The sequence below is a fragment of the Priestia sp. SB1 genome (genome assembly GCF_038898415.1).
The window spans coordinates 567,947-592,035 of the sequence record NZ_JBBJSS010000002.1; the positions used below are offsets into that span (position 1 = coordinate 567,947).

General features: G+C 32.6%; 20 protein-coding genes. 3 read left to right on the forward strand and 17 right to left on the reverse strand.

Going from position 1 to position 24,089, the window contains the following annotated elements; translation table 11 throughout:
- Positions 1 to 86 precede the first annotated feature (86 nt).
- Positions 87 to 1,280, reverse strand: coding sequence for a putative lipid II flippase FtsW (gene ftsW, locus WKH56_RS08480; protein ID WP_342835268.1), 1,194 nt, complete (start codon positions 1,278 to 1,280; stop codon positions 87 to 89).
- Between the two features lie 528 nt (positions 1,281 to 1,808).
- Between ftsW and WKH56_RS08485 the strand changes: the two genes are divergently transcribed.
- Positions 1,809 to 2,471, forward strand: a complete 663-nt coding sequence (locus WKH56_RS08485; protein ID WP_342835269.1) for a hypothetical protein — start codon at positions 1,809 to 1,811, stop codon at positions 2,469 to 2,471.
- A gap of 123 nt (positions 2,472 to 2,594) precedes the next feature.
- Here the strand turns inward: WKH56_RS08485 and WKH56_RS08490 are convergent, their stop codons facing one another.
- The 14 genes from WKH56_RS08490 to WKH56_RS08555 all read right to left on the reverse strand — a co-directional run bounded on the left by WKH56_RS08490 (position 2,595) and on the right by WKH56_RS08555 (position 18,768).
- Positions 2,595 to 3,185: a hypothetical protein gene (locus WKH56_RS08490; protein ID WP_342835271.1), complete on the reverse strand. Its 591-nt coding sequence runs from the start codon at positions 3,183 to 3,185 to the stop codon at positions 2,595 to 2,597.
- A gap of 42 nt (positions 3,186 to 3,227) precedes the next feature.
- On the reverse strand, positions 3,228 to 3,812 hold the full coding sequence (locus WKH56_RS08495; protein WP_342835272.1) for a hypothetical protein: 585 nt from the start codon (positions 3,810 to 3,812) through the stop codon (positions 3,228 to 3,230).
- Between the two features lie 224 nt (positions 3,813 to 4,036).
- Positions 4,037 to 4,294 (reverse strand): hypothetical protein, encoded by a 258-nt coding sequence (locus WKH56_RS08500; protein ID WP_342835273.1) that lies wholly within the window; start codon positions 4,292 to 4,294, stop codon positions 4,037 to 4,039.
- Between the two features lie 176 nt (positions 4,295 to 4,470).
- The gene (locus tag WKH56_RS08505; RefSeq protein WP_342835274.1) at positions 4,471 to 5,073 is read right to left on the reverse strand and encodes a hypothetical protein; all 603 of its coding nucleotides are present in this window, start codon (positions 5,071 to 5,073) and stop codon (positions 4,471 to 4,473) included.
- A gap of 263 nt (positions 5,074 to 5,336) precedes the next feature.
- Positions 5,337 to 6,200 carry a hypothetical protein gene (locus WKH56_RS08510; protein WP_342835275.1) on the reverse strand — a complete coding sequence of 288 codons (864 nt, stop codon included), beginning with the start codon at positions 6,198 to 6,200 and terminating at the stop codon, positions 5,337 to 5,339.
- A gap of 139 nt (positions 6,201 to 6,339) precedes the next feature.
- Positions 6,340 to 6,540, reverse strand: coding sequence for a transcription initiation factor TFIIIB (locus WKH56_RS08515; protein ID WP_098433035.1), 201 nt, complete (start codon positions 6,538 to 6,540; stop codon positions 6,340 to 6,342).
- Between the two features lie 362 nt (positions 6,541 to 6,902).
- Positions 6,903 to 9,071, reverse strand: coding sequence for an AAA family ATPase (locus WKH56_RS08520; RefSeq protein ID WP_342835277.1), 2,169 nt, complete (start codon positions 9,069 to 9,071; stop codon positions 6,903 to 6,905).
- Between the two features lie 127 nt (positions 9,072 to 9,198).
- Positions 9,199 to 10,368, reverse strand: a complete 1,170-nt coding sequence (locus WKH56_RS08525) for an HNH endonuclease (protein WP_342835278.1) — start codon at positions 10,366 to 10,368, stop codon at positions 9,199 to 9,201.
- A complete protein-coding gene (locus WKH56_RS08530) occupies positions 10,355 to 12,622 on the reverse strand; it encodes an AAA family ATPase (RefSeq protein ID WP_342835279.1) in 2,268 nt (755 codons plus the stop codon). The genes WKH56_RS08525 and WKH56_RS08530 overlap by 14 nt, the downstream gene beginning before the upstream one ends.
- A gap of 393 nt (positions 12,623 to 13,015) precedes the next feature.
- Positions 13,016 to 14,332 carry a hemolysin family protein gene (locus WKH56_RS08535; protein WP_342835280.1) on the reverse strand — a complete coding sequence of 439 codons (1,317 nt, stop codon included), beginning with the start codon at positions 14,330 to 14,332 and terminating at the stop codon, positions 13,016 to 13,018.
- A 61-nt stretch (positions 14,333 to 14,393) separates the two neighbouring features.
- Entirely contained in the window at positions 14,394 to 14,624 is a 231-nt protein-coding gene (locus WKH56_RS08540) for a hypothetical protein (protein WP_316911237.1), read from the reverse strand.
- A 208-nt stretch (positions 14,625 to 14,832) separates the two neighbouring features.
- Entirely contained in the window at positions 14,833 to 14,994 is a 162-nt protein-coding gene (locus WKH56_RS08545) for a hypothetical protein (protein ID WP_316911236.1), read from the reverse strand.
- Between the two features lie 159 nt (positions 14,995 to 15,153).
- Complete coding sequence (locus WKH56_RS08550) at positions 15,154 to 16,020, reverse strand: hypothetical protein (RefSeq protein WP_342835281.1); 867 nt, start codon at positions 16,018 to 16,020, stop codon at positions 15,154 to 15,156.
- A 321-nt stretch (positions 16,021 to 16,341) separates the two neighbouring features.
- Entirely contained in the window at positions 16,342 to 18,768 is a 2,427-nt protein-coding gene (locus WKH56_RS08555; protein ID WP_481861960.1) for an MMPL family transporter, read from the reverse strand.
- 242 nt (positions 18,769 to 19,010) lie between these two features.
- Here WKH56_RS08555 and WKH56_RS08560 point away from each other — a divergent pair, with 242 nt between their 5' ends.
- Both WKH56_RS08560 and WKH56_RS08565 read left to right on the forward strand, forming a co-directional pair.
- The gene (locus WKH56_RS08560; RefSeq protein ID WP_342835283.1) at positions 19,011 to 20,000 is read left to right on the forward strand and encodes a ketoacyl-ACP synthase III; all 990 of its coding nucleotides are present in this window, start codon (positions 19,011 to 19,013) and stop codon (positions 19,998 to 20,000) included.
- Positions 20,001 to 20,005: 5 nt separating this feature from the next.
- Complete coding sequence (locus tag WKH56_RS08565; RefSeq protein ID WP_342835284.1) at positions 20,006 to 20,608, forward strand: lysophospholipid acyltransferase family protein; 603 nt, start codon at positions 20,006 to 20,008, stop codon at positions 20,606 to 20,608.
- Positions 20,609 to 20,665: 57 nt separating this feature from the next.
- On the opposite strand, the gene WKH56_RS08570 is transcribed toward WKH56_RS08565, so the two are convergent.
- Both WKH56_RS08570 and WKH56_RS08575 read right to left on the reverse strand, forming a co-directional pair.
- Positions 20,666 to 23,146: an ABC transporter permease gene (locus tag WKH56_RS08570; protein ID WP_342835285.1), complete on the reverse strand. Its 2,481-nt coding sequence runs from the start codon at positions 23,144 to 23,146 to the stop codon at positions 20,666 to 20,668.
- Entirely contained in the window at positions 23,143 to 23,910 is a 768-nt protein-coding gene (locus tag WKH56_RS08575) for an ABC transporter ATP-binding protein (RefSeq protein WP_342835286.1), read from the reverse strand. Before WKH56_RS08575 ends, WKH56_RS08570 begins: the two co-directional genes overlap by 4 nt.
- Positions 23,911 to 24,089 lie beyond the last annotated feature (179 nt).

Here is a 24,089-nt window from a genome sequence, read left to right on the forward strand (position 1 = left end):
ATCTAAAATTTCTAATATATTGTCTATCAGCTGTATCTTTTATACATAAAAAAGGTAGCGGCTTAATATGATCCGCTACCTTTTATTTAGACACTTTCCAAATGTGTGGGCTTTGTAGTGCTTTGTTTATATTTCTTTTTAAACTTGTCCACCATAGAGATATTTGCTAGTACTCCAGTTGAAAATAGTAGCAAGGTTATTGATGAACCACCGTAACTCACAAATGGTAGCGTTACACCGGTAATTGGTAAGATACCAGATACAGCACCTAAATTAACAAATGATTGAATACCAATCATAGTAGAGATACCAATGGCCAGTAGAGAACCAAAAGGATCTGAACATCTTTTTGCAATTAATAGCCCTTGTAAGACAATGAAGAAGAGTAGTCCTAATACGACTATTACTCCAGCAAAGCCTAGCTCTTCTGATATAACAGCCATAATAAAGTCAGTGTGTGATTCGGGAAGATAACCAAATTTTTGAACACCTTGTCCTAAACCTTCACCGCCAAGGCCTCCACTCCCAATTGCTAGGTAAGAATTAACTAACTGATACCCTTTTCCATCTGGATCAGCAAATGGATCCACAAAGCCTGTAAAACGCCCTAAACGGGTTGGAGATAATATTTTGTCCACTTTGCCGGTTACCCAAATCACAAAAGTCATTAAGCTGGTTCCTATTAAAGTAATAAAAAAGATTTTAAATCCTGTTTTTACAGAGATTCCTGAGCAAAAGACAAGTGCTGCCACAGTTCCTAACATAAGAAGAACTCCGCCATAATCCGGTTGCGCAGCTAACAGGAAACAAATAAGCATTACAATAATAATTGGTGGAATAAAAGCGCGAGTTAGTTGATTTATGTACTCTTGTTTTTTTGTAAAGGCAGAGGCTAAATAGACAATAACCGCTAACTTTGCAATTTCTAGTGGTTGTATACGAAGAGGTCCAATTGTAATCCAGCTTTTTGCACCACCAGCTGTATGCCCTAGAACTAATACCAATCCAAGAAGAAGAAACGAAACCATTAATATAGAGATAATGACCGCTTTTTCTTTAAAAATCTTGTATGGCACAAAGAAAGCAGTTGCAAAGAAAAGGAAAAAACCTAATATAAGAGCGCCCATCTGCTTTTTATAAAAGTAATCTGTTGGAACGTGGTAACGGGTAATAGCTGTAATCATACTGGAACTATACACCATTACAAGACCAATAAGACATAGCACAACTAAGGAGATTATAAGTTTATAATCTTGGCTTTTAAGTATGTTTTTTAACATAAAAAATCCTCATTTCTTGCGTTCATTAATATGTAGTGAGTTACCACAGGAAAAGCTTTAATACGTTGCATAGGAAGAAACTAATACTACCTATTGCAAATGCCATTCCTAGTGATTTATTTCTTGCTGTTAAATAGTAATTAATACTATGGAATATAAAAGCAAGGGAAACGATAAGGATTACTATGTCGTACCACACCGAGCTTTTAAAATACCAAGCTAAGCCCATAAAAATAAAAAGTAGAGCCAATGTGGTGTTGGTTATTCTACTCTCTGTTACAATTTCTGCGTACCTCATATAACACTCCTTACTTTTAATACAAATTCTTACTTTTTCCCCTCTTTTGATAATAAAAGGGAAAACAGTAGTAAAATTATATCACAATGTAAACTTAAGTAAATACAGTTATTTGAGCCCAATAGGTGTAGGAAGTGGAATACTTTTTCGGTTTTTTCTCTAATTTTCTCTAAATATTATTTTTTTGCTTATAATCTTGGAAATCAACACATTATAAGGAGAATGATAATATGTATTCAATCGTTAGTTCTAAAGATGGAGCAGAAAATTACAAATCACTTTTTACAGAGGCTTTAGGAGAAATTACAAAAGAACTAAAGTTATTTCAGGGTGAGGAGTTAAATTTCACAGCAAGTAAAGAAATTAAAAACCCCTCTAACTTTAAGTTAATGGCACCAGTAAGTTTAGATCCTTTAAAATGGATGGGTTACGCTGCTGAAAATATGCATTTTTGGATTAGTGTAGATATGGTTTCTAATCAAAGAGAAATTGTCTACAAACCTGCTTTAAAGTTTTATAAACTTAATGGGGATATAATAACTTTAGATGTTTCTAGTTATGCTAATACTGATGTTGAGTTTGTGTACGACAGAATTAATATGAGCTACACTTGCCGCTTTAAACATCATAAGCTAATTAAACATTTAGAGATTATTGAGTATTATGCTACTAAATGTATAAAGAATGTCTCATTTTCTGTAGGTATTGATATGCTTACTAAAAAGGCTAATAAGTACGAAGATGAGGATAAGATGGTAATAGCCACTTGCTTAAAAGGGATTATTAATACTATTAATGAGCACCTCTCAGTAAAGACGTTAACTGCTGAAGACAAGAGGATCCAAACACTTACAAACGAACTGAAAGATATTATGTTAGAAATGGAATGTTAATTAAATAAGTAAGTAATAAACATAAAAAGCTAAATGCACTTAATGCATTTAGCTTTTTGACATATTAACAAGTTACTATCTGTCGCTAAAATGGTAAATGTGTCAGGCCTAAAGCATCCTTCTTTAAATATGTTTATTGTAGCGATTTAAATCTGAATAGGAAGAACTTTTCTTTCTAACCCAGGACATAACAACCTTAGAAAATATAAGAGATGCTATCATAAATAACGCATAATAAAAGGGGAATTTTAAACTGTCTATTAAACCAGGTGGTTGGTTGATCATAAATTCCTCCATTGGCATCCCTGCTAGTGCTAAATCCACAAACATTAGAGGAAAAAGAAATGAGAACAAACCTAGGCTGGATAAGTGGAACATAAAATTAAAAAAACTACTATATCCTTGTTTTCTCTTCGCGAAATAAAAAGTCACAACAAACATTATCATAATTACAAGTCCAGTTATTTGAGCAAGTTCAACTAACATATGAGAAACGGCTATGGCAACGGGATACAATATAAAGCATATAGCTATCAAAATACCAAATACAATTCCCCACCCGCTAGCGCCTCCAGAATAATAATCGTCATCATTGTCGTTATACTGATCTAGCCCTCGTCTTTTGTATTCGTCTTCTGCTCTTTGATTAGACGGTTCATTTTTATGCTCACGTTCTACTTCCCAATCGAGCATTTTTCTATAATCCTTCCCCAAATTATCACTTCCTTAATCTTATTATTTTACAAATGCGTATTGTTACATTCGTTTTGTGTAATGAGAGAACTCTGCATACAATGCATATTTTTTCTTAGTTCGAGAAATGACAAATCTAGCGAAGAAATAAGAAACTACCATAAACAAAGCATAAAATAACGGAAACTTTATTATATCAACAAGGCTTTTTGAACCTTCTACATACTGATCAAAGGATAATCCTTTTAAGGCCAAATCTTCAAAGAAAAGAGGGAAAAGAAGTGTAAACATACCGTAGGATCCTATGAAGAAGAAAATATTAAAAAATTTGTTATAGCCTTGTTTTCTAAACATAAAGTAGTAAGTTGCAAAAAATAGCCCTAAGGTAAAAAGCCAATGATTTAGTGCCACTTGAACAGCGTACATAGAAATGACTGCGCTTATAAACATAATAATTGCTAGTAGAATTAAAAAAACCGCCAGACCACCAATACCAGCCACATCTGCTTCTGAATAAGAATCGTCACTATCATACTGATCTAGCCCTCGTCTTTTATACTCTTGCTCCGCCCCCCAGCTGCCGGGATTATTATATTTGTGCTCCCATTCTAATTCTGAATCCGACATATTTTCGTACTTCCTCCCCAAAATATTACCTCCTTCGACTTTTAAAGATTAAACATTCCATAAACAGGATAGAATTTCCTTCTAATATCATATTTTATTTTCATTTTATCGAAATATTCAGGTTATAAGTTCTAGTTCTTTATGCTGATTTGAGTTTAGGGGGATTAACAATAAAGTTTAAAGGAAAAAAACCTGATTCAATTTATGAGAATCAGGTTTTTTAATTAGTAAAATTATAGGTTTTTCTACAAAAAGCGCGTGCATACACCAACTACTACAATAATAGCAAGTATAGCTAGTACTACGCCAAATCCCCCACCGCCAGCACCACCAGGACTTCCTCCTTCAGAACCACCCTTGCCACCACCTAACCCTCCAGAACCACCGCTACCACCAGCTAAGGCGTATAAATAGCCACTACCTAGCTTTAAGAAAGGTTTTAAATTATTTGTGTAGTACTTTTTACTATTGGCATTAAAGACGTTTTCAAGAGCTTTTTGCACACTAGTTCCTCCTTTGAGTTTTCAAAGAATAAACATTCCGTAAAAAGGGTAATGTATCCTTCTTAAACTATAAATATGTGCTCCCTACCGCATAAACAGTCTCTCAACAATAAAACCCTCATTCTAAAGATAAGAACGAGGATCTGTTTAATGATTAAAGGTAAAAGATTATAGAATTAATTTGAATTCACTTTTTTCTTATTTAGAATATAAAAATACCAAAGACTTATAGCTAACATTAAACAATTAGTTGTACTTTGAGCTATGCCAATTGTATCTACCCAAGCGCGTGTGCCGTTGATACATAGCTGCAAGATTACTCCTGCCGGAAAGATTAATAATACATAGGGTTTACTTCTAAAGACAAAACCTGTAATACCTCCTAAAATCCCTCCAAGTACAGAAGCGCCGTACCAAGTTATTAATACGTAGGCTAAGCTTTTTAAACCCAAAGCAAGGATATTTGGGCCACCGCTATAACTGCTGCCAATCACAAAGTAAATAGTAATTGCTATTAGAGTATATATAGTGCTGTAAGTAGCGGCGCTTTTTATGTTTTTTCCAAATATACGTCCTGTTATCATAGCTAGGAGAAACCATATTGGTAACGAATCAAACATAATTGCAAGATATGAAATGATAAACCGCGGTGTTGTTATGGGGCCATCCAAATATATAAACTGGAGATTGTCAGATATAACAGAAAGAATGGCTGTTGCTCCACCTAAAAATAGCGCATATAAGATAAACCATAATTTATTTTTTTGCTTTTTGTGCACTTATAAACCACCTCCATACTGCCTAGTACTACAATAAATAAGACGTTTAAAAGACAAAAGAGTTTCAAACGGTGTAAATAACTTAAAACATATAGTTAGTGTTAATAGTGCTTGGTTATAACAAATTATAGTTGAGCGGCTAGCATAAATATCTTCGCGTAGTTATTATGTAATTAGCAGAGTTTTAGTTTGGTACTATTTTGTAAAAAAAAGAAACCATAAAGAATATTTAGTTCTTTACGGTTTTCGGTTTATTAATTGTCTTATAGGGTTTGAACTACTCCTTCAACCTCTAATTTATCCCACATATCAAGGATTCTATTTTTCATCCAACTGTGCTTTAAATAAATTGCGCCAATACAGGGTATTTCTTTGTCACAATAACATTCTTGTTTAATATGTTTTTCTGAAAACTTAATTAGTCTTTTCTGTTTGTCGATTCGCATAGATAAACTTTGTACTAACTGTTTTTCTTTAATATAATCCAATATCTGTTTAATTTGTTTATCGCTTAGCACATTATTTGTCTTATTTTTATCATCTAAAACACCTACATTTTTAAAATTAGATTCTAAATCATAGACAACATCTGCTACATCGTATACATAATAAAGATCTTTAACTTTTTCTTCTGGGCGCACTATATTTAAGTAAATGCTAGCTGTGCTTTCTTCAGTAATTAAACGATTAAAGCTAATGCTCATAGGTTCAGGTTGAATTTGACTATTTTCGTTTAGGAAGGGTGTATTGTTCGCTTTATTGTCTGTTTCACTTTCCTTTTCATAAACTGTCCCAACTATATAAGTGTAGAAGTTGTACAATACTTCATCATAGTCATCTCCAACAATGTTACCAATAGCTAAAGATAAGAGCTCTACAAAATTATCTTCAACAATATTTTTGGTGTAACCTCCCTCAGCTAATTCTTTCTCAGCAGCATCCCAAAAGTCACCATCTACAAAACCTTGATTGGTTATTTCGGTAAATAGTAGATTAATTTCTTCTTTAATTTTTTTGGCTTTCTTTAATTCTTGCGGATAGCTAGGGTTTAGAACAATTTTCCCTGTTGCATATTTTAAGAAATTACGATTTGCAGTTATTGCTGTTTCTAATAAGATGTTATTCATTATTTTTCTCTCCTTAGGCTTTATGATTTTTAAAAGTTTAAATCAAATAAAGTTTTTTAGAGAAAAAAACAAAAAATGCTCTTATCTAGTTTGATAAAAACATTTTTAATAATAAACACAAATAAAAAACAGTCTGCTATTAGAGTGTATTCTTAAATTTTTGTGGGTTTTTTACGTAACTTTCAATAAGTAAACCGCAGTTTGTGCAAACCTTATGTTCGACCTCTGTTCCAATACTCAATTTGTTAGCAGGGTGTACGTTTGCGTGGCCACCTTGTTTTCCTAAACCTAGTTCTGTGCTTTTGCATTGCGGGCATTCTGTTGTAGTAGAATTAGTCATTGCATTCACCTCTTTCTCTTATAAATTAGAGAACTGTAAGTTTTGTTTCCGATGTCTTTGCTACCTTATAGAAAAGTTCCCTTCTTTTACGTATTAATTTTATGGAATATAATTCCTTTTATTTTATGCATTTGTTATTTTTTCTCTGTAATAGAAGTAATCCTATGTTGACTGTAAAAAAGCGTTGTTATAAATTGAATAGGCTAATAAAAAAATAGCAATGTCCCTAACCACCTTATTTATTTAAATGAGGTGGTTTTGTATATAAAAAGCCAATGGCTGTTAATCCATTGGCTTTTTATAGCTGCTTTAAATACATAATGTTTATGCTTTTAGTAGTATCTGTTAATGGCAATGTACTACTATTTTTTTGAGTTATGCTGTATTTCGCTTAATAAAGAATTAACTTTTTCAACGCTATAATCTCCAGCCTCTCTAAAATTTTCTATTAGTGACCTTACTTTCTCTTCGCTTTTCCTTTTGTTAAACTTTTTATTGTACATATCTTGTAGTTTATTTCTTATAATAGGCTCACCAATAATTTGAATTATCCTTTGTATCTCTTGTTGAGAATGTATTGTTGCTTCTTCAGAATCTGAATTTAACATATTAATTATGTCTCTTATTTTCCTTTCGGAGAATTGTCCAATTGTAGAATCCATAAAGAAGTTATTCATTAACAAGCTGTGGATATTGGCAGCGAACGTTTGAGTGAAAATTTCTTTATTAGTAGGTACTTTTTCTTCTACACCATCCAATTGTTTTCTTTCTAAATAAATTATATTTTGAGTAGGGATATCTGCTATTAAAAATGGAACATTGGTTGCTAAAACGATTTGTATGGACTTACATTTAGAATAAACATATGGAAGGTATTCTAAAAGGTTGTTAATAAGTATTCGTTGCCATTCAGGATGCAAAGAATGTTCGATCTCATCTAAGAGAATTACAAGATTATCTCCCAAATCTTCTTTTGATATGCTGAAAAAACGAGAATATATTCCCAACAGCGTATCTTCCCCGCTACTAAGACCTTCCCACTGTATCTTTATAAAATCTGTACCTGTATCAATCTTACCGTATTGATCTACAAATTGTTGAAGAAAGTCCATTCCTTCAGAATCTAATGGCACCTCTATAATTGCTGTTTCCTGTTCGATTATAGACGTTTCTTTGTCAGACTTTTCTTTTGACAATTTAACGCTCCCTCTTCGGAGATGGAATGTTGAGCTTTGAGTCATTACATTCTCAGTAAAATATCTAATAAAGTTAACGTAACTTTCAGTCAATGTTCTAAACTGGAACTCGTTAAACTTTAGGTTAAATTGTTTTAATTCTGGGGAGCTAGCATCTCTTAAGGTATCAATTGTTATTTTATTAAATGCTTCCAGTAAATCAAGCAAACCTTTTCCTTCTAGTTCACTATCTTCCATAGCATTAATTGTCTCTGTTAAGAACTCGTATCTCTTTGATACCGCTATAAAACGCTCTACATCGTCAAAATAAGCATCTAGAATTCTAGTTAAATATGTTTGTTTGGCTAAGTTTTTAATATTTCGATTTACAGGTATTGAATCAAGTTCATTATAAACAAGTCTTTCTATTTTATTACAGGTAGTTCTATCTTTTTCAAATCTCAATAGCTCCGACTTCTTTATGTTAAAAAAATCAAAGTTATTGTTCTTATAAAGAATGTAGTCCAAATTTAAAAAAACACTTTTTGGAAAAAAACCGTGCTTTTCTATAATTTCTTTACTTCGAACATCATTTAATAAATTTATTCGATTTTTTAACTCTGAAATATAATATTCGTTTAAAATCCCTACGTTAAAACGCAAATCTTTATTTGTTAACTGGTTTGGATTCTTGATGCTAAAGGTTGGCTTAAGTTTCATTTCGGTGTCAATTTCAGTAAGGATGCCTTTAGTTGAAATATCAAAATACTTTTGTTTTTTAACGGTAGAGTCCTGATTAAAATCAACATTAAAGGTATGAGAGAAAAACACACAAGAGGTATGCTCTAGCACCTCTGTACCGTTTACTCTGTGTAAATCGTGACTAAATTTGTGCATACTTTCTTCGCTAATACCGTGGCTAATAAATTCAAACTTGAATTTTTCTTCTAGTTGATTTCCCTCAAAACTTATTGAATCATTACCAAGAGATAACAAGTCCTGATGATATATAATTTTGTAAACATCCTGATGTTTAATGACCAAAATTCTTTTAGTACGATACTCGACCTTATCTTTTATACGTTTCCCAAGAATTCCGCCTTCATAAATTAGGCCTCTTAAAGCTTTTAAAAACGTGCTTTTTCCAACACCGTTTTTTCCAACGACAGCGGTTACATTTGTAATTTGATTGTTTTTTTCTATATTAAACAAACCATTTACATAAAATTTATTTTCCTTAATTACTAAATTCATTCTAAGTGGATCAAAATTAAAGATTAATTCACTTCCGAAGTTGTAACCTTGTCCTTTAATAGTGTCTCTGTATTCATCCAACCAGTAATAACAAATTTCCATTCTTTATTCTCCTCTAACGTATGTTATTGCTTACGCCTTAAAGTGAAGTAATCGCAAGCAATAGATAAAATTTTAACTGTGTGTTATAAAAGAACTCGTTTTACAAATGTTAACGAGTTCTTGTTAATTAACTATCTTTATCTATTTGGGTCTCTAACAGACCTAGTTCTTTGCAAATATCTTGAGTAAGTTTAGCTAGGGGTCTCTTTCCTAAATCTTGATCATTTACGTAATTTAAAAATACACTCTGCAGTACTTCATCTCGATTATTAAACAGATCTCCGAACTTATCGTAGATTTCGTCTATTCTACTTTTATTGTTTACAATACCATTTCTAATTAAGTCTCTTACAAAGTCTTGATGCGTATTGTATAACCTGTCCAAGCCAAAAGTGTAAATCGTTTTATTTATTTTCCCTTTTAAGTCTTCATTCTTTGTATTTATGTCTAATATGATTTTAAAATCTTTTGATAGGCCTAAAAGATATCTATAATCATACGGCTCTTTTTTATTAAAGTCTGTTTTAAATGTCGCTGCACCCAAAAATTCCTCTTGATAAGGATGAATTGCATTTTCTTCATAAAAATCGACTACGCCTTTAAAGCTCCCGTTACAAGTACTGCAAGACGGAATTAAATTATAAAAAGATAATGCTAGATAAGGGTATCTTGACTTAGGATAATAGTGATCAAGTTCAGGACGTGTTTGCTTATCATCGTCTTCTACCCTTAATAAGGTGGTTATATAAGACCTATTACAGTATGGACAAACACTAATATCTAAGTCTGTTACAAGTTGATAGGCACCCCAACCATCTTTATTCTCACTAAAAGCATTATAATTAAATATTTCTTTGAGGGTTTCAAGATAACTGCCCCATTTTCCCCCTTCCTTGTGTAGTGAGTTAACCTCTTCCTCAAATTGTTTAACAGTAAAAAAGGCGCCCTCTGATAGGTGGTTAAAAAGGTGTTCCTCTTGTGCGAATTTAGTGAGAAGCGTAAACTTTTCATCTTTCTTCAATTTTTGTGCCGATTCTCGTCTACTAAGAATAGTAGTCATCTTCTTTTCTGAGATAAAGTAATTTTCTTCAATGTATTTTATTTTGCTTATAAGCTCAGATGGGGTTCCGCAAAGTAGAACGTCTATCTCTTCATTTAAAAACTTTAGGAAATTGCCCAAATTACTGTCCTGCTCAAGAGCAATTTTCTCTTCTAATTTCTTTTGTACTTCTGGTTTTAAATTGTCTAAGTGTTTTTGGCGCAGTTCCTCTTCGTTTGCTAAATTAATTTTTATCATTTTTTGTCTTCCTTAATATTTTTTCTAAAAGATCTTTAACATTATCAGGAATTTCTTTTTGTGTTTGCTGAAACTTATCTATTAACTGAACTATCTCTGTATTCTTCTTATCGTCTCTATACTTACTTGAATACATTGATTTAAGTTTGTTTTTTATAATTGGTTCTCCTATAACTTCAATTGTCGCTTTGATTTCATCTGGCGTATAAGTTTTTCTTTCTTTAATAGCATTTTCACTTGTACTACCAACGCTATTTAAATTTTCTATTAGGTCTGTAATTTTTGTTTCAGAAAGCTGACCTAAAGTTGAACTCATAAAGAAATTATTCATTAACAAACTATGAATATTGGCCGCAAATGTTTGACTTGAAAGGCTTGGTTTTTCACTAACTCCTAATTTGTTTTCAAAATGAACCTTTCCGGTTTCCGGATTTACTTTTTTTTGTTTAAAACGTTCTAGGTAAATAACATTAGAGGTAGGAATATCCGCTATTAAAAAAGGGACATTGGTTGCCAATATTATTTGTATAGACTTACTGCTAGAGAATACATAAGGTAAGAAACTAATAAGCTTATAAAGGAGAGTTCTTTGCCACTCTGGGTGTAAGGAGTGTTCAATTTCATCTAAAAGAATTATTACATTATCGTTAGAATGTTTTGAACCTCGTTTTTCGACTAAAGGTTTTACATTAAAAAATCTGGAATAAATATTTAATAATGTATCCTCTCCCGTGCTAATATTTCCCCATTCAACCTTTATAAAATTATTATTAGTGTCAAGTGAGTCGTACACTTCTAAAAAATCTCTTAGCAACTCCAATGCATCAAAGTTTATAGTCTGTGAGTTTGATCCTATGCTTATCTCAATAGTTTTTATATTTTTATCTAATATGTGTCTGCCACCATCGTTTCCTGTTTTAGCTAGTACTGTATAGTTATTTTTGAATTTTATTAGGGGGTGTGGACTTAGTAGCATTTTAATAATCAATTTTACAAATTCCTTATAACTTTCTGTTAGGTTTTCGAAATCCAGTTTATTAAAATTAAAATTTTCTTTGTCGTAAAGCTCTATAATTCTTTCCTTAAAGTAATTTAACAATCCTAATATGTTTAAACCTTTATACTCATTTTCTTCAATTTTGTTAAGTTTCGATTTTATGTTACTTAGTTTAAAGAAAAGAAACCGTTCTACATCTATAAAATAAGAGTCTATAATTCGTCTTAAATAGGTTTGAAATACTACTTGTGAATCACGAGTTAACCCCTCTAAAAGCTTATCTTTGTCTAGCGTTTCTATATAGTCATAAATGTAAATTTCAATTTTATTAAGATTTCCCCTAAATCCTTCAGACCTTAGAAGTGCAGATGATTCTTCATTGTCTACAGCTTCTCTGTTATCAAATCTATATATAATATAATCCAAATTTAGTTCAACGGTTTTTGGAAAGATGCCAAGTTCTAAGATGGTATTAATACATCTTTTATCTTTTAGTAGTTTTATTCTTTCTTTGGTTTCTGATATATAAAACTCTTTTAATATACCTATATCAAAACGTTGATCATTAAAATTTAAATGATTTGGTTGATTGGTTGCTAAACCAAAGGGGCTATGGGGTGTTAATTCTTTTTTAAGTTTATTTAGTATTCCTTTTGTAGAGATATCAAAATAACCCCTATTCATTTGAGTAAAGTCGCTATATAGATTATGGTCAAAAGAATGTGAAAAATATATAGCGGAAGTATTAGAAAGAATTTCTGATTCATTTACTCTCCAAAAGTGATCGCTAAATTTATGCATATTATTTACTCCATCGCCGTAGGGAATAAACTCAATAGCACCTACATACTTGGTTTTTATTTCTCCGCTCGCAAATTTCACATCATCAGTTGAGAATAAATCCTTATGGTACATTATTTTATACTTACCTTTTGACTTTAGGACCAGTATGCGATTAGGGTATTTAAACTTATCTTTCTCTTTTTGAAGTACTCTAACCAATAAACCGTTATCTCTCAACAGTCCTTTAAGGGCTCTTAAAAAGGTACTTTTACCAACCCCGTTTTCTCCACAAATCGCTGTAACATTTTTAATTAAATTGCTGTTATTCAAATTAAAGAACCCTTCAATATATTGGCTGTTTTCATCAATAAACAACGTTTTATTTTTATACTCAAATGTTAGTTGACTTCCAAAGTTATATCCTTGTCCTTCTATTGCAGCAAATTTATCAATCCAATAAAAACAAATCTCCATATTCCTTCTGCTCCTAGTTGCCCTTTTATTCGTATATAATAGCAAGGCAATATTATGTAAAACTTGAACGGTAAGTATATCTATTTAGTTACTTATAAAAATTTTTCATAAAAAAAGTATTTATTAGATACTCCAATAAATACTCTAAACCTTCCAACACTTATCGTAAATACCTATTTTAACTTTTAAAGTAAAGAATATCCTTTGTTTATGTGAGAAAGCTTTTCATTTTTTATTAATATAGCCATTCTATTTTTTTAGTGGATTCCACAGTTGAAATAGATAAAAAGCTTGCTATGATTTAGGAATTATAAAGTATTTATCTTATTCAGAAAAAAACAATAAAAAACAGCAAAAGAGATAAATATTCTAATGCTGCAAGATCAGGGTATATTATTTAGTTACTGTCAATAATTCTCTACGTACTGCTTCAATTGTTTGGATATGCCGTCCTTTAAGTTCTTTTACACTAAATTCAAAGTCACCATAGAAAAACGATTCGTTGACCTGGGTATTAATCTTTTGAGACAAAATCCATCCACCTAGAGTGTCTATGCCTTCATTGCTAATGTCAGTGCCTAACATAGTATTTATTTCCTCTAGCAAGATACGGCCGTTAAAAATGTAGTGGTTATCGCGAACTTTTTGAACATCAAGCACTTCATCTGCATCAAACTCATCCTGTATCTCACCAACAATCTCCTCTAAAATATCTTCAACTGTTACTAAGCCTGCCGTTCCACCGTATTCATCTAATAAGATGGCCATATGAATCTGTTCTTGTTGCATTCGTTTTAATAACTGATTAATAGGAGTTGTTTCAATAACTTGAATAACCGGCATTACATAATCGTGAACTAAGTCCTTGTTTAGGTTGTTAGTAAAGACTTTATCGCTTAAGACTTCTTTTGTATTAATAAAACCCACTATCCGGTCTTTATCCGCACCAATTGTTACTGGGTAGCGGGTGTATTTCTCTACTACCGCTACTTCTAAAAACGACTTAATTGTGTCGTTTTCTGAGATAATTAACATCTCTGTTCGAGGAACCATAATTTCTTTAGATAACCGCTCGTCAAATTCAAAGATGTTGTTTACATAGTTTAATTCGCTTTGATTAATCGCACCGCTCTTATAACACTCTGATAAGAGAAGACGCAGTTCTTCTTCTGAATGGGCTAATTCGTGTTCGGACGCAGGTTTTAGTCCAAATAATCCAACTAATAGACGTGCAGATCCATTTAGCACCCATATGAAGGGATACATCACCTTATAAAATAAAATAATTGCAGGAGCAAATAACAGTGTCACAGCTTCTGCTTTTTGTATAGCAAAGGTTTTAGGTGCTAGTTCTCCTATGACAACGTGAAGATACGTCATTACAATAAATGCAATACCAAAAGATAGAAAGTGAGTAAGGGATTGATTTAGGTTAAATTCTACAAAAATAGGATGTAATAATCGTTCTACCGTGGGCTCACCTAACACTCCTAATCCCATTGCAGTTACAGTAATACCTAACTGACACGCAGATAGATACTCGTCAAGATGAGAAATAACTTTCTTAGCGGAAGCGGCACCTTTTTTTCCTTCCGCTACAAGTTGATCAATTCGAGAACTCCGAACTTTAACAATAGCAAATTCAGTGGCTACAAAGAAGCCGGTTAAACCAATAAGTGCTGCTATTAATAACAAGTTAACTATGTCCAAATAAATGTCTTACTCTAGTAAGACTCTCACCTCCAAAAATTTATGTAAACTACATATTTTTTTATACTTCCTTTAGAACCACTCTTTGTGTAGGTACGCCGAACATACTGATTGTTTTTTCAAATACTGTGTATTTTTGACCGTCAACTTCTATTGTATGCTGGTCAATTATTTCGCAACTTTTCCCTTCTTCTCCAAAGTGCTTTACCAAGGCTTTTTTTAGGTCAGTTAAATTGTAATATCTTGTATTAAGCCTGATAACTATCTTCTTTTTCTTAAAAAAGTTTAACAATTACATCCCCTCCTAAATGTATATACGAGAACAGGAGTCAAAAGTTCCTTATTTTCTTAAATATTGAAATATTTTCATTGTTTTTAAAATACAGATCCTCTTTAAACAATAAAACTCTATTTCTAAGTATTTTAAGGCACTAAAAAAACCGCTATATCGTATTTGATAAGCGGCTTAATTATTTTATTTTAAATCTATATGTTATAAATTATTTCGTATGTTCTGTTTGACTATCTTCTAATTCAAGATGTTCTTCTAATTCATCTAAATACTTTTTTATCTTTTCGGTATCTTTTTCACTTCTAATAAGTCTAAATAACTCAACCGCTTTTTGGTCTCGCGCTTCTTTGTTTTCCTCTAAAGAACTCATTAACAACACTCCTTATAATACTTATGTAATTTTAACTATTCCTGTAACGTCATACACAAAAATAGGAACGTTTGTTCTATTCTATACTATTTCTCAAATATGGTAAATACATTTAAACTAAATATAGGATTTATTTTGTGTTTTTTACTATAAATACATTTAGCCATCATTCAAACTTGTTGCAAAGTCTTTGTGCATTAAGTGAGCACACTGTTGTAGGTTTCTTAAAAAGAGCAACACTTCGGAGTTATCCATATTGCAGTGTGTTAAGTGAAAGATGTTATTTTTCCCTATAATTAACTCATCTAAAGATAAATGAAGAGGCAAGTTCCGGAATACATACCAAGGATAATACAAGGAAACAAAAGTCTCCTTAAAATAGATGCCTTCTTCAGAAATAATGATTCCGTCCATTTTTTTTAGAGAGAATGTAGATAGAAACGCGATAATATGGTTATCCGGTCGTAAATTAAAATGCTCTCTCAGCTTTTCATTCGTTTTTTCGGAAATATGTCCTCCTACTACTAAACCGTTATTAATTTCAAATGCCTTATCGTATTTTTCAAATAGAGTACAAGTGTTTTTTATTTCGTTAGTTGTTGTATAAGAAGGAAGAGAATACGCTTTAAGAAGTAACTCGACTGAATGTTCTCTTAAGTAATCTCTTATAACTACTAATAGCTCTATAAATAACGTAGCGGGATAATTAGAACCTCCACCTAACAAAAAAACTTTTTCGTGATCAAAATTAACTTCCACATTGTTATAGACACTTATATCATTTACATTTGCAAAGTCTTCCCAACTTATACTCCCAGGCTTGCCGCCTAAACTACGGTATCTAATTCCATAATCCGTAAAATAAATGCCGTTCTTTCCTGAGCCTAATATTGTGGTATCCAAATAAGCTATTGCTTTTTCTTCTGTTAAAAGGTTAAACCTTTTTTGCGATTTTAATAGAATGGAATGAGGAACTTCTTCACCATATAATTTATCTTGCTGATACTTATAGCATAATTCACTCAAATGGTTGTAACTCTTATTCATAAGCATAATGTAACTCCAATCATTATTATAATTACTCGTCCTTTTTCCTTTTTTGCGCCTCTCCTATATAACCAACAGCAATACAAGCAAAAATGCTTCCTATTAAGATTAAGATTGTCGTCAACATTCTCCCTCCTGTATGCTTTCGTGTATAATTTTTCAATATTATAAAATATATAACATATATACATTTTAGCAGATAATGGTAGTTGAAGTAACTAATAGGACTTAACAAAGCTTTAAGGACGCTTTTAGAGAAAAAACCACTACCTTAATAAAGGACAGTGGTTTTTCTTTAATTTATTTTTTTGCATCTTTCAACGACTTATTTTGTTTTTCATTCTGTTCTTCAATTATACTTTCTCCCTCTACATCTATATTAGGTAGAAGTTTATCAAGCCATTTTGGTAAATACCAAGCTGACTTACCCATTAATGTCATTATAGCGGGAACAATAGTAAGTCTAACTACAAATGCGTCAAATAACACACCAAATGCTAACGCCATTCCCATTGCTTTAATCATTGCATCTGGTGTCATCATAAAGCCAATGAAAACAGACATCATAATTAGACCTGCAGCAGTAACGACTTTTCCACTATCCCGTATACCATCTAAAATTGCTTTTCGGGGGTCACCTGTACAAACGTATACTTCTCGCATTTTACTTACTAAGAAGATCTCGTAGTCCATTGCTAGTCCGAATAGAATTCCAATTAAGATGACCGGTAAGAACGCCAGTATAGAACTTGAAGCCGGAAAGCCAAATAGGTTAAGGAGATGACCATCTTGAATGACGAACACTACAAACCCAAGTGTGGCTCCTAGGGATAGCAAGAACCCTAAAACCGCTTTTAGAGGAAGTAAGATGGATCTAAATACTAACACCAGTAGAATATAAGCTAATCCTACAATTAGTGAAGCAAATATAGGCAGAGCGTCATTTAACTTCTGAGAGATATCAATATTCATTGCTGTTGTGCCCGTTACCATTAATTCAATGTCGCTTTCTTTTTCAGTTTGACTTGATTTATTGCGAATTAATTTAACAAGTTTCTTTGTTTTTATGTCATCGGGCCCAGAGTTTGGAACCACGTTAATCATATATACTTTTCCTGAAGGACCAGGGATAGCTGGAGTAACCATCTTAACATTCGATAGCTTTTGAAGGTCTTGTGTAATGCTATTCAAAGCATTAGGGGTTTTATCAGTAGGTTTACTTGTTCTTGCTACTACCACTAAAGAAGAATGAATACCTTCTCCATATCCTTCTGTCAGTAGGTCGTATGCTCTTCTCTCGGTTGTCTCTGTAGACTTCGAAGTGCCTTCTGTAGGCAATCCAAGATTCATATGAAAGAACGGAAGCGCAATAACAACTAGTAATGCAATTGATACAAACGAAACGATAAACGGATGCTTAGTAACCATTCTTCCCCAAGCATTCGAGTCATCTTTTTCTTTAATTTTATCCTTGGTAGCGTTTTGTTTCTTTAATGAAGAGCGGGTGTATTTAAATAGTGAAAATAAAACCGGTAAGACAACGATAGCTACAAATACGTCCTTTAAAATCATATTTAGAGAAGATGAAACACCGATTTCCGCAAAGAGTGAAGTCTTTGTTAGAGCAAACCCTATCATACCAATGATTATTATAGTAGCTATAAATATTACTGGGTTTTCTTCACGCTTCTCTTTATTAGAAACTTTCTTTTTGGCAGGTGCAATTTTGTGTCCGATTATTCCTAATATAGATGGCAAGACAACAATGGATACTAACACCGCCGTTAGAATGCTCACAGCTGCCGATATACCCATCATTGTTAAGAAAGGTATCTTTGTAACAGCTAATCCTAAAAGACCAATAATAACGGTTAAACCGGCAAATACGACTGCGCTACCTGCAGTTCCGGTTGCGATGGCTACAGATTCTTGAACAGAAGATCCTTTAGATAGCTGTTGTCTAAATCTTGTAATAATAAATAGAGAGTAATCAATGCCTACAGCTAGCCCTAACATAGCGGCTAATGTCATTGAAACAGACTGGATGTTAATAAAATTAGTTCCAATTAAAATGACTAACAAACCAATGCCTAAGCCAATAATGGCCGTAAGAATAGGTAATCCCGCTGCTATGAAGGAAGCAAACGTTATAGCTAAGATAAGGAATGCCATTACAATACCGGCAATCTCAGCAAATTTGTTCATTGATTCTGAGAAAGAAATATTATCTCCTCTTACCTCTGTTTGAATGCCTTTATCATTTGTTTTACTAATACGATCTACTATTTTGTCTTTAGAAGAACTAGTCACCTTTTCTGGCGATACCTTGTACGTAACTTCTGCATACCCAATTTTCTTATTTAAGCTAACATTGTTTAATTGAAATGGAGACATTACGGTGTCTACAGAAGAATCCTGTTTCTTAATATCAGCTAAGGTATTAGTAATTTCATTCATTACCTTTTCTGATTCTAATGTATCGCTTTTAGGTGCTTTAAACACTATTTGTATTTTGGCTTTAGGATTTTCATCTACATTGAATTCTTTACTAATTACTTTTCCTGCTTGATCAGCGGGAGTATTAGGAATTGTCATTTCTTCGTTAAATGACGTACCTAACTTAAAAGTAAGAACCGCTAGAATGATAAGAATCCCCAAAGTACTAAAGAATACTTTCTTTCGATGCCTAAAAGACCAGTTTCCTAATTTGTATAAATACTTTGCTATGTTAATCCCCTCCAGTTATATAAGGTTCATTCTTTTTATTATGCGTAGTGATAGTTACCCCTTGTGTTTTCACTAATCAGTACAGATTAGTTTGAACGGGTACTTAGAACTCGTAAATTTTCCGTTACTTACATACAAAAAATAACACTAATTAACATTTTTTTCTTATAAAACTATTGACTATATTAGTACCTAGTACTAATATCTATTAATATAACTTAATAATAAAAAGGGTGAATTGTATGAAATCAACTGCTAGAATTACAGCATTAGGTACCTATGTGCCGGAAAAGCGACTTACTAATGACGATTTAGAAAGAATTGTAGACACGAACGATGAGTGGATTGTCCAAAGAACTGGTATGAAGGAAAGGAGAATTGCTTTTGAAAATGAATACTCCTCCCATCTAGCTATTAAAGCGGTTGAAAGCTTAATAAGCGACTACAACAAGAAACTAAACGATGTAGGGTGTATTATTGTATCAACAACGACTCCTGACTATGCATTCCCTAGCGTAGCCTGTCAAGTTCAGGAATATTTTGATATCCCAAATACAGGTGCATTAGATTACAATGCTACTTGTGCAGGATTTACCTATGGATTACATATGGCTAATGCGTTTATTACGTCTGGACTTCACAAAAAGGTTCTAGTTATTACTGCTGAGACCCTTTCAAAAGTTACGGATTATACAGACCGTAGTACTTGTGTATTGTTTGGGGATGGAGCCGCAGCTGTTTTATTGGAGGAAGATTTACATAATTCAAGTTTTAAGGCGACGCATATAGGCACAAATGGTAAAGGTGGAAAACACGTATACCGTACAAATTTATCAACAAGTATGCACGGTCAACCTTTAGAAACAAGTGGTAAGATGGTTCAGAATGGTAGGGAGGTTTACAGATGGGCTTCTCGAACAATTCCATTAGGAATAACTGAGCTACTAAAAGAGGCAAGATTAGAGCGAAATGATATTAATTGGTTTGTTCCACATAGCGCTAATTTAAGAATGATAGAATCAATTTGCGGTAGAGCAGATATCCCTGTGGAAAAAACGTTAACTAGCGTAGAGTATTTTGGAAATACTTCGTCCGTTTCCATTCCTTTGGCACTAAAGTTAGGAGTAGAACAAGGAAAGTTACTTAAAGGAAATACCCTCCTACTTTATGGATTTGGTGGAGGCTTAACCCACGCCGGGCATATAATTAAATGGGATCTAGATGAGGTGTAAGAAATATGTATAGCTTTGCAACAAAGATTTTAAAACTTCTATTGTTTATAGTAAATGGACAAATGAACGTAATAAATAAGCAAAAACTACCCACTAATCAACCTTTCATTATAGTTTGCACACATAAAAGTTGGATTGATGTAGTTTGCTTGGGCATAGCTTTATATCCCCTGCCTGTCTACTTTATGGCGAAAAAAGAATTGTTTCAAACAAAACTAATTAGAAAGCTATTAGAAAATTTGAATGCATTTCCTGTAGATAGAGAAAACCCTGGTCCCAGCGTCTTAAAAATTCCTTTAAAATTACTTAGACAAAACAAAGTGGTGGGGATTTTTCCAAGCGGGACAAGGGACTCAGAAGAGAAGGCATTAAAAAACGGAGCAATTCACATTGCTTCAAAGGCAAATGTACCAATTATGCCTGCAGTTTATATTGGGCCATCTTCTATAAAAGGATTGTTAGCAAGAAAGAAAAGAACAATCATAATAGGTGATTGCATTGAAGTTCCTAAATTAAATAACGACAAAGAAACTATTATAAAAGCAGCAAATGAATTAATTTCAAACGAGTTTAAAAAGTTAATACACACGGAAAGTAATCTCATATAAACACATAAAAACAACTTAGTCGCTAAAGATATCTTAGCCGCTAAGTTGTTTTTTAGTTTATTTGTTATCATTGGTAAGCTCAATAGAAAGCTCTTGAAAAGAAATTTTGTTGCCAACAAACCAAAATATAAACGTGCTGCCTACCAACATTGAAAGCGATACAGCAATAATTACTTTATAATCTATTATAAACTTCCCAGGGTCTACTAGTAGTAATATAAAGGTCATTAATAAGCCCATTATTATACCAATAATTAATCCAATAAAAATATAAAGGTTTACTTGTGACAGTATGACTTTACGAAGACCTTTTGGAGTCACACCCATTGCACGTAAAACCGCAAATTCTTTTCGTTTAGAGTAAATATTATTTACTAAGGAGTTAAATACTCCTACCATTGTTGATACAACTAATGTAGCTATAACTAGAATAAAAATTCCCCAGCGCTGGTAAAACATTTTATCTGCTTCTTTAGCTGACTGTTCGTAATTACTGATTTTTATTTCTGGATATTGACTCTTTAAACCCTCTAATTCGCTCACTGCGCTTTTTATGTGATTAGACTCAACATAAAGTGAATAAAAATCGACATCCATAAATCTTCGGTTACTCCAATCTAAATACGCGTCTCCACCATTTAACATCTTCTTCTGAATAGATGTAACAATGTAGCTCCCATTTGGTTCTACAGCTTGTTTAGGTTCAGAAAACTCCCCTAGTTGAACGGCTTGACCCATTTTTAAATGATTCTGTTTAGCAAAGCGCTCAGATATAATTAAGCTGTTATCAGCAACTTTGCTTTTTAATGGAGAAATTAACCCTTGGGTTTGTAACCTTTTTAGGTCAACTACTGCATAATCTATATTTATATCTTTGCCCTCTTCTTGTAAATATGCCAATCCTAAAGTACTAAAATTACTAACGGACTTTACATCCGGTAATTCTTCTACCACTTTTGTAAATTCTACAGGGTTTATTTTTGTATTATTGAGTCGAGTTTCAACTAAAATTGGAGTTGCATAATTCTCCTTTAATTGATCCTGCTGGCTTACTTGAATAGTACGTAATGTAACAGATCCAAATACAGCAATTATCATTAAGCTGCTAATCATTAAAATAATAGCGGTGTTCTTCCTAACTTGTGGAATAAGGTTTTTTATAGAAATATAAAACTCTTGTCCAAATAACTTTTGCCCATAAGGTAAGAACCATTCTAAGACCTTTGGTAGCAAGATAGGGAAAATCAACACAAAGCCTAGCAATACAAAAACTACTGAAATTAATAGAATAGCGGGTCCATATGTCTCCCTAGTAGGGAGTACTTGGCTACAAACAATTAAGAACAATGAAATACCTACTAAAACTTTAAAGACAATAACTCTTGCCTTTGAATAACTAAAGTTAAGTTTTTCGTTTTTCTCCATTGTTTTAAGCGGCAATACTTTTGTACTTCGATACGCCGGAATAATTAAAAAAAGTTGGATAACTATAAACGCTAGAATTGCAATAATAACAGCAGCGCTTATACTAAATTCCGATGGTGTGGTTGGAATATTAAATAGCTTTTCTATCCACTTATATAGGCTTCTCTGGCTAAAAAAGGTTAATATAAAACCTAAACATATACCAGCAATATTTATTGCGGTACTTTGTATCGTGATAATTTTACTGATTTGCTTGGTACTTGCCCCTAGTGAACGCATAATTGCGAACTGATTACGCATTTTATAAAGCAGCAATTCAAAATTTGAAATGATAATAAGAGAAGTAACAATTAGCACTAATACAGATAATACAACAATAAATATATGTAAGGATTGCAAATTGCTTTTAATGCCGTAATCTAGCTCAGCGACATCAATACGTAAGTTCTTGTTGTAAGATTTTATTTCATTGGATAAAGTTAATGGATTTACGCCCTTCTTTGCTTTAATTAATAGATAAGTGGCTTCAGCATTATTATTCTGCTTGGTTTGGATGTATTTTTTTACAACCTCTTGGTTAAGAAATAGCATATCTGGGGCAGCACCCGTAGCAGTTAAGTCATTTACTGTTTCTACTAACGTGTATCTTTTGTTTTCGATAAGAAACTTGTCACCGATCTTTGCGTGTAAAGCTCTTGCTAACCCTTTATTCATTACAACAGATTCTTTATCAAGATATTTAGTAAAATGGTATCTGCTTTTAGTTAGGTAATCATTTTCTACGCCTACTGTATAGATAGCGCTATCCAGTTTATTTAAATTTAAATGAGCAATAGAGACTTTTGATACCTTATCAACCATTTTGGTTTGATCAATACTTTCTACTAGCTTTGGAGTTAAAACATCGCTCTGATCCATATTAAAACCTACAGATAAATCCATTTCCCCATAAGACTGTTTTAGTTGACTTTTAAGTGTATCTTGAGCGTTAAATGAAAACAATATCATACTAAGTACAAGCATTGTAGAGATAGCAATGCTTAGAATAGATGAGAAAACAATAAACTTATTGGCTTTAAACAAACGCAAAGCTACTCCCTGTATGGTTCTCATAGCGTTTGTTTCTCCGGTTTTGTGATAAGTTTAAATTTCTCCAATATGTAGTCCAAATCATTACTTCCGTTACAGTTATACATATCAACAATGCTCCCATCGTGAAAGAATAAAACACGATCTGCATAAGTAGCTACGTTAGGATCGTGAGTAACGAGCAATATACTTTGGTTAAGCTGCTTCTTCGTAGACACTAATGTGTTTAATATATCTTCTGAAGTATTAAAATCTAAATTACCTGTTGGCTCATCTGCCAATATAATAGGTGGTTCTGTTATAATAGCTCTTCCTATTGCTACCCGCTGTTGCTGACCACCTGAGAGTTGAACAGGTCGATGTTTTCTCCAGCTAGTTAAGCCCATCAGGTTAATAATTTTTTCTACCTTAGTATCAATTGCATCTTCTTTTATTCCTTTTAGAACTAAAGGAAGAGCGATATTTTCTTCCACTGATAAATCCTTAAGTAGATGAAAAGACTGAAAGATAAAACCTACGTTATCTCGTCTGTATGCTGATGCCTGGGGCTCCTGAAACATATCTTTTGAATACACTCCGTTTAACTTAATTGTGCCTGTAGTTGGTTCATCAAGTGCTCCTAAAATGTTTAATAATGTACTTTTTCCTGAGCCGCTAGTTCCCATAATAGCAACCATTTCTCCTAGTTCTAATTCAAAGGATATTTGGTTTAATGCTTTTACCTCATAACCTTCTCCTTTATAAACTTTAGATAAATCTTTGATGTCTAATATAACTTGCCTATTCACAACTTCACCTCAATATAAATTTCTATATTTAATTTTAAAACAAAAACAGTAAATCTTTAGCGGGCGATAATCGCTACGAACCTCCACTATAACTATTACGTTTAACAACAGGAATAGTTTTACATTTTTTAAAATTTCTCAAATTTGTTGTGAATTATAAACTCATAAAAAAACACAGC

Coding starts and splice junctions, on each gene's coding strand:
- WKH56_RS08560 (WP_342835283.1), top strand. CDS start 19,011: ATGAAATCAACTGCTAGAATTACAGCATTAGGTACCTATGTGCCGGAA.
- WKH56_RS08515 (WP_098433035.1), bottom strand. CDS start 6,540: ATGACTAATTCTACTACAACAGAATGCCCGCAATGCAAAAGCACAGAA.
- WKH56_RS08545 (WP_316911236.1), bottom strand. CDS start 14,994: ATGAGTTCTTTAGAGGAAAACAAAGAAGCGCGAGACCAAAAAGCGGTT.
- WKH56_RS08510 (WP_342835275.1), bottom strand. CDS start 6,200: ATGAATAACATCTTATTAGAAACAGCAATAACTGCAAATCGTAATTTC.
- ftsW (WP_342835268.1), bottom strand. CDS start 1,280: ATGTTAAAAAACATACTTAAAAGCCAAGATTATAAACTTATAATCTCC.
- WKH56_RS08520 (WP_342835277.1), bottom strand. CDS start 9,071: ATGGAAATTTGTTATTACTGGTTGGATGAATACAGAGACACTATTAAA.
- WKH56_RS08530 (WP_342835279.1), bottom strand. CDS start 12,622: ATGGAGATTTGTTTTTATTGGATTGATAAATTTGCTGCAATAGAAGGA.
- WKH56_RS08525 (WP_342835278.1), bottom strand. CDS start 10,368: ATGATAAAAATTAATTTAGCAAACGAAGAGGAACTGCGCCAAAAACAC.
- WKH56_RS08485 (WP_342835269.1), top strand. CDS start 1,809: ATGTATTCAATCGTTAGTTCTAAAGATGGAGCAGAAAATTACAAATCA.
- WKH56_RS08565 (WP_342835284.1), top strand. CDS start 20,006: ATGTATAGCTTTGCAACAAAGATTTTAAAACTTCTATTGTTTATAGTA.
- WKH56_RS08570 (WP_342835285.1), bottom strand. CDS start 23,146: ATGAGAACCATACAGGGAGTAGCTTTGCGTTTGTTTAAAGCCAATAAG.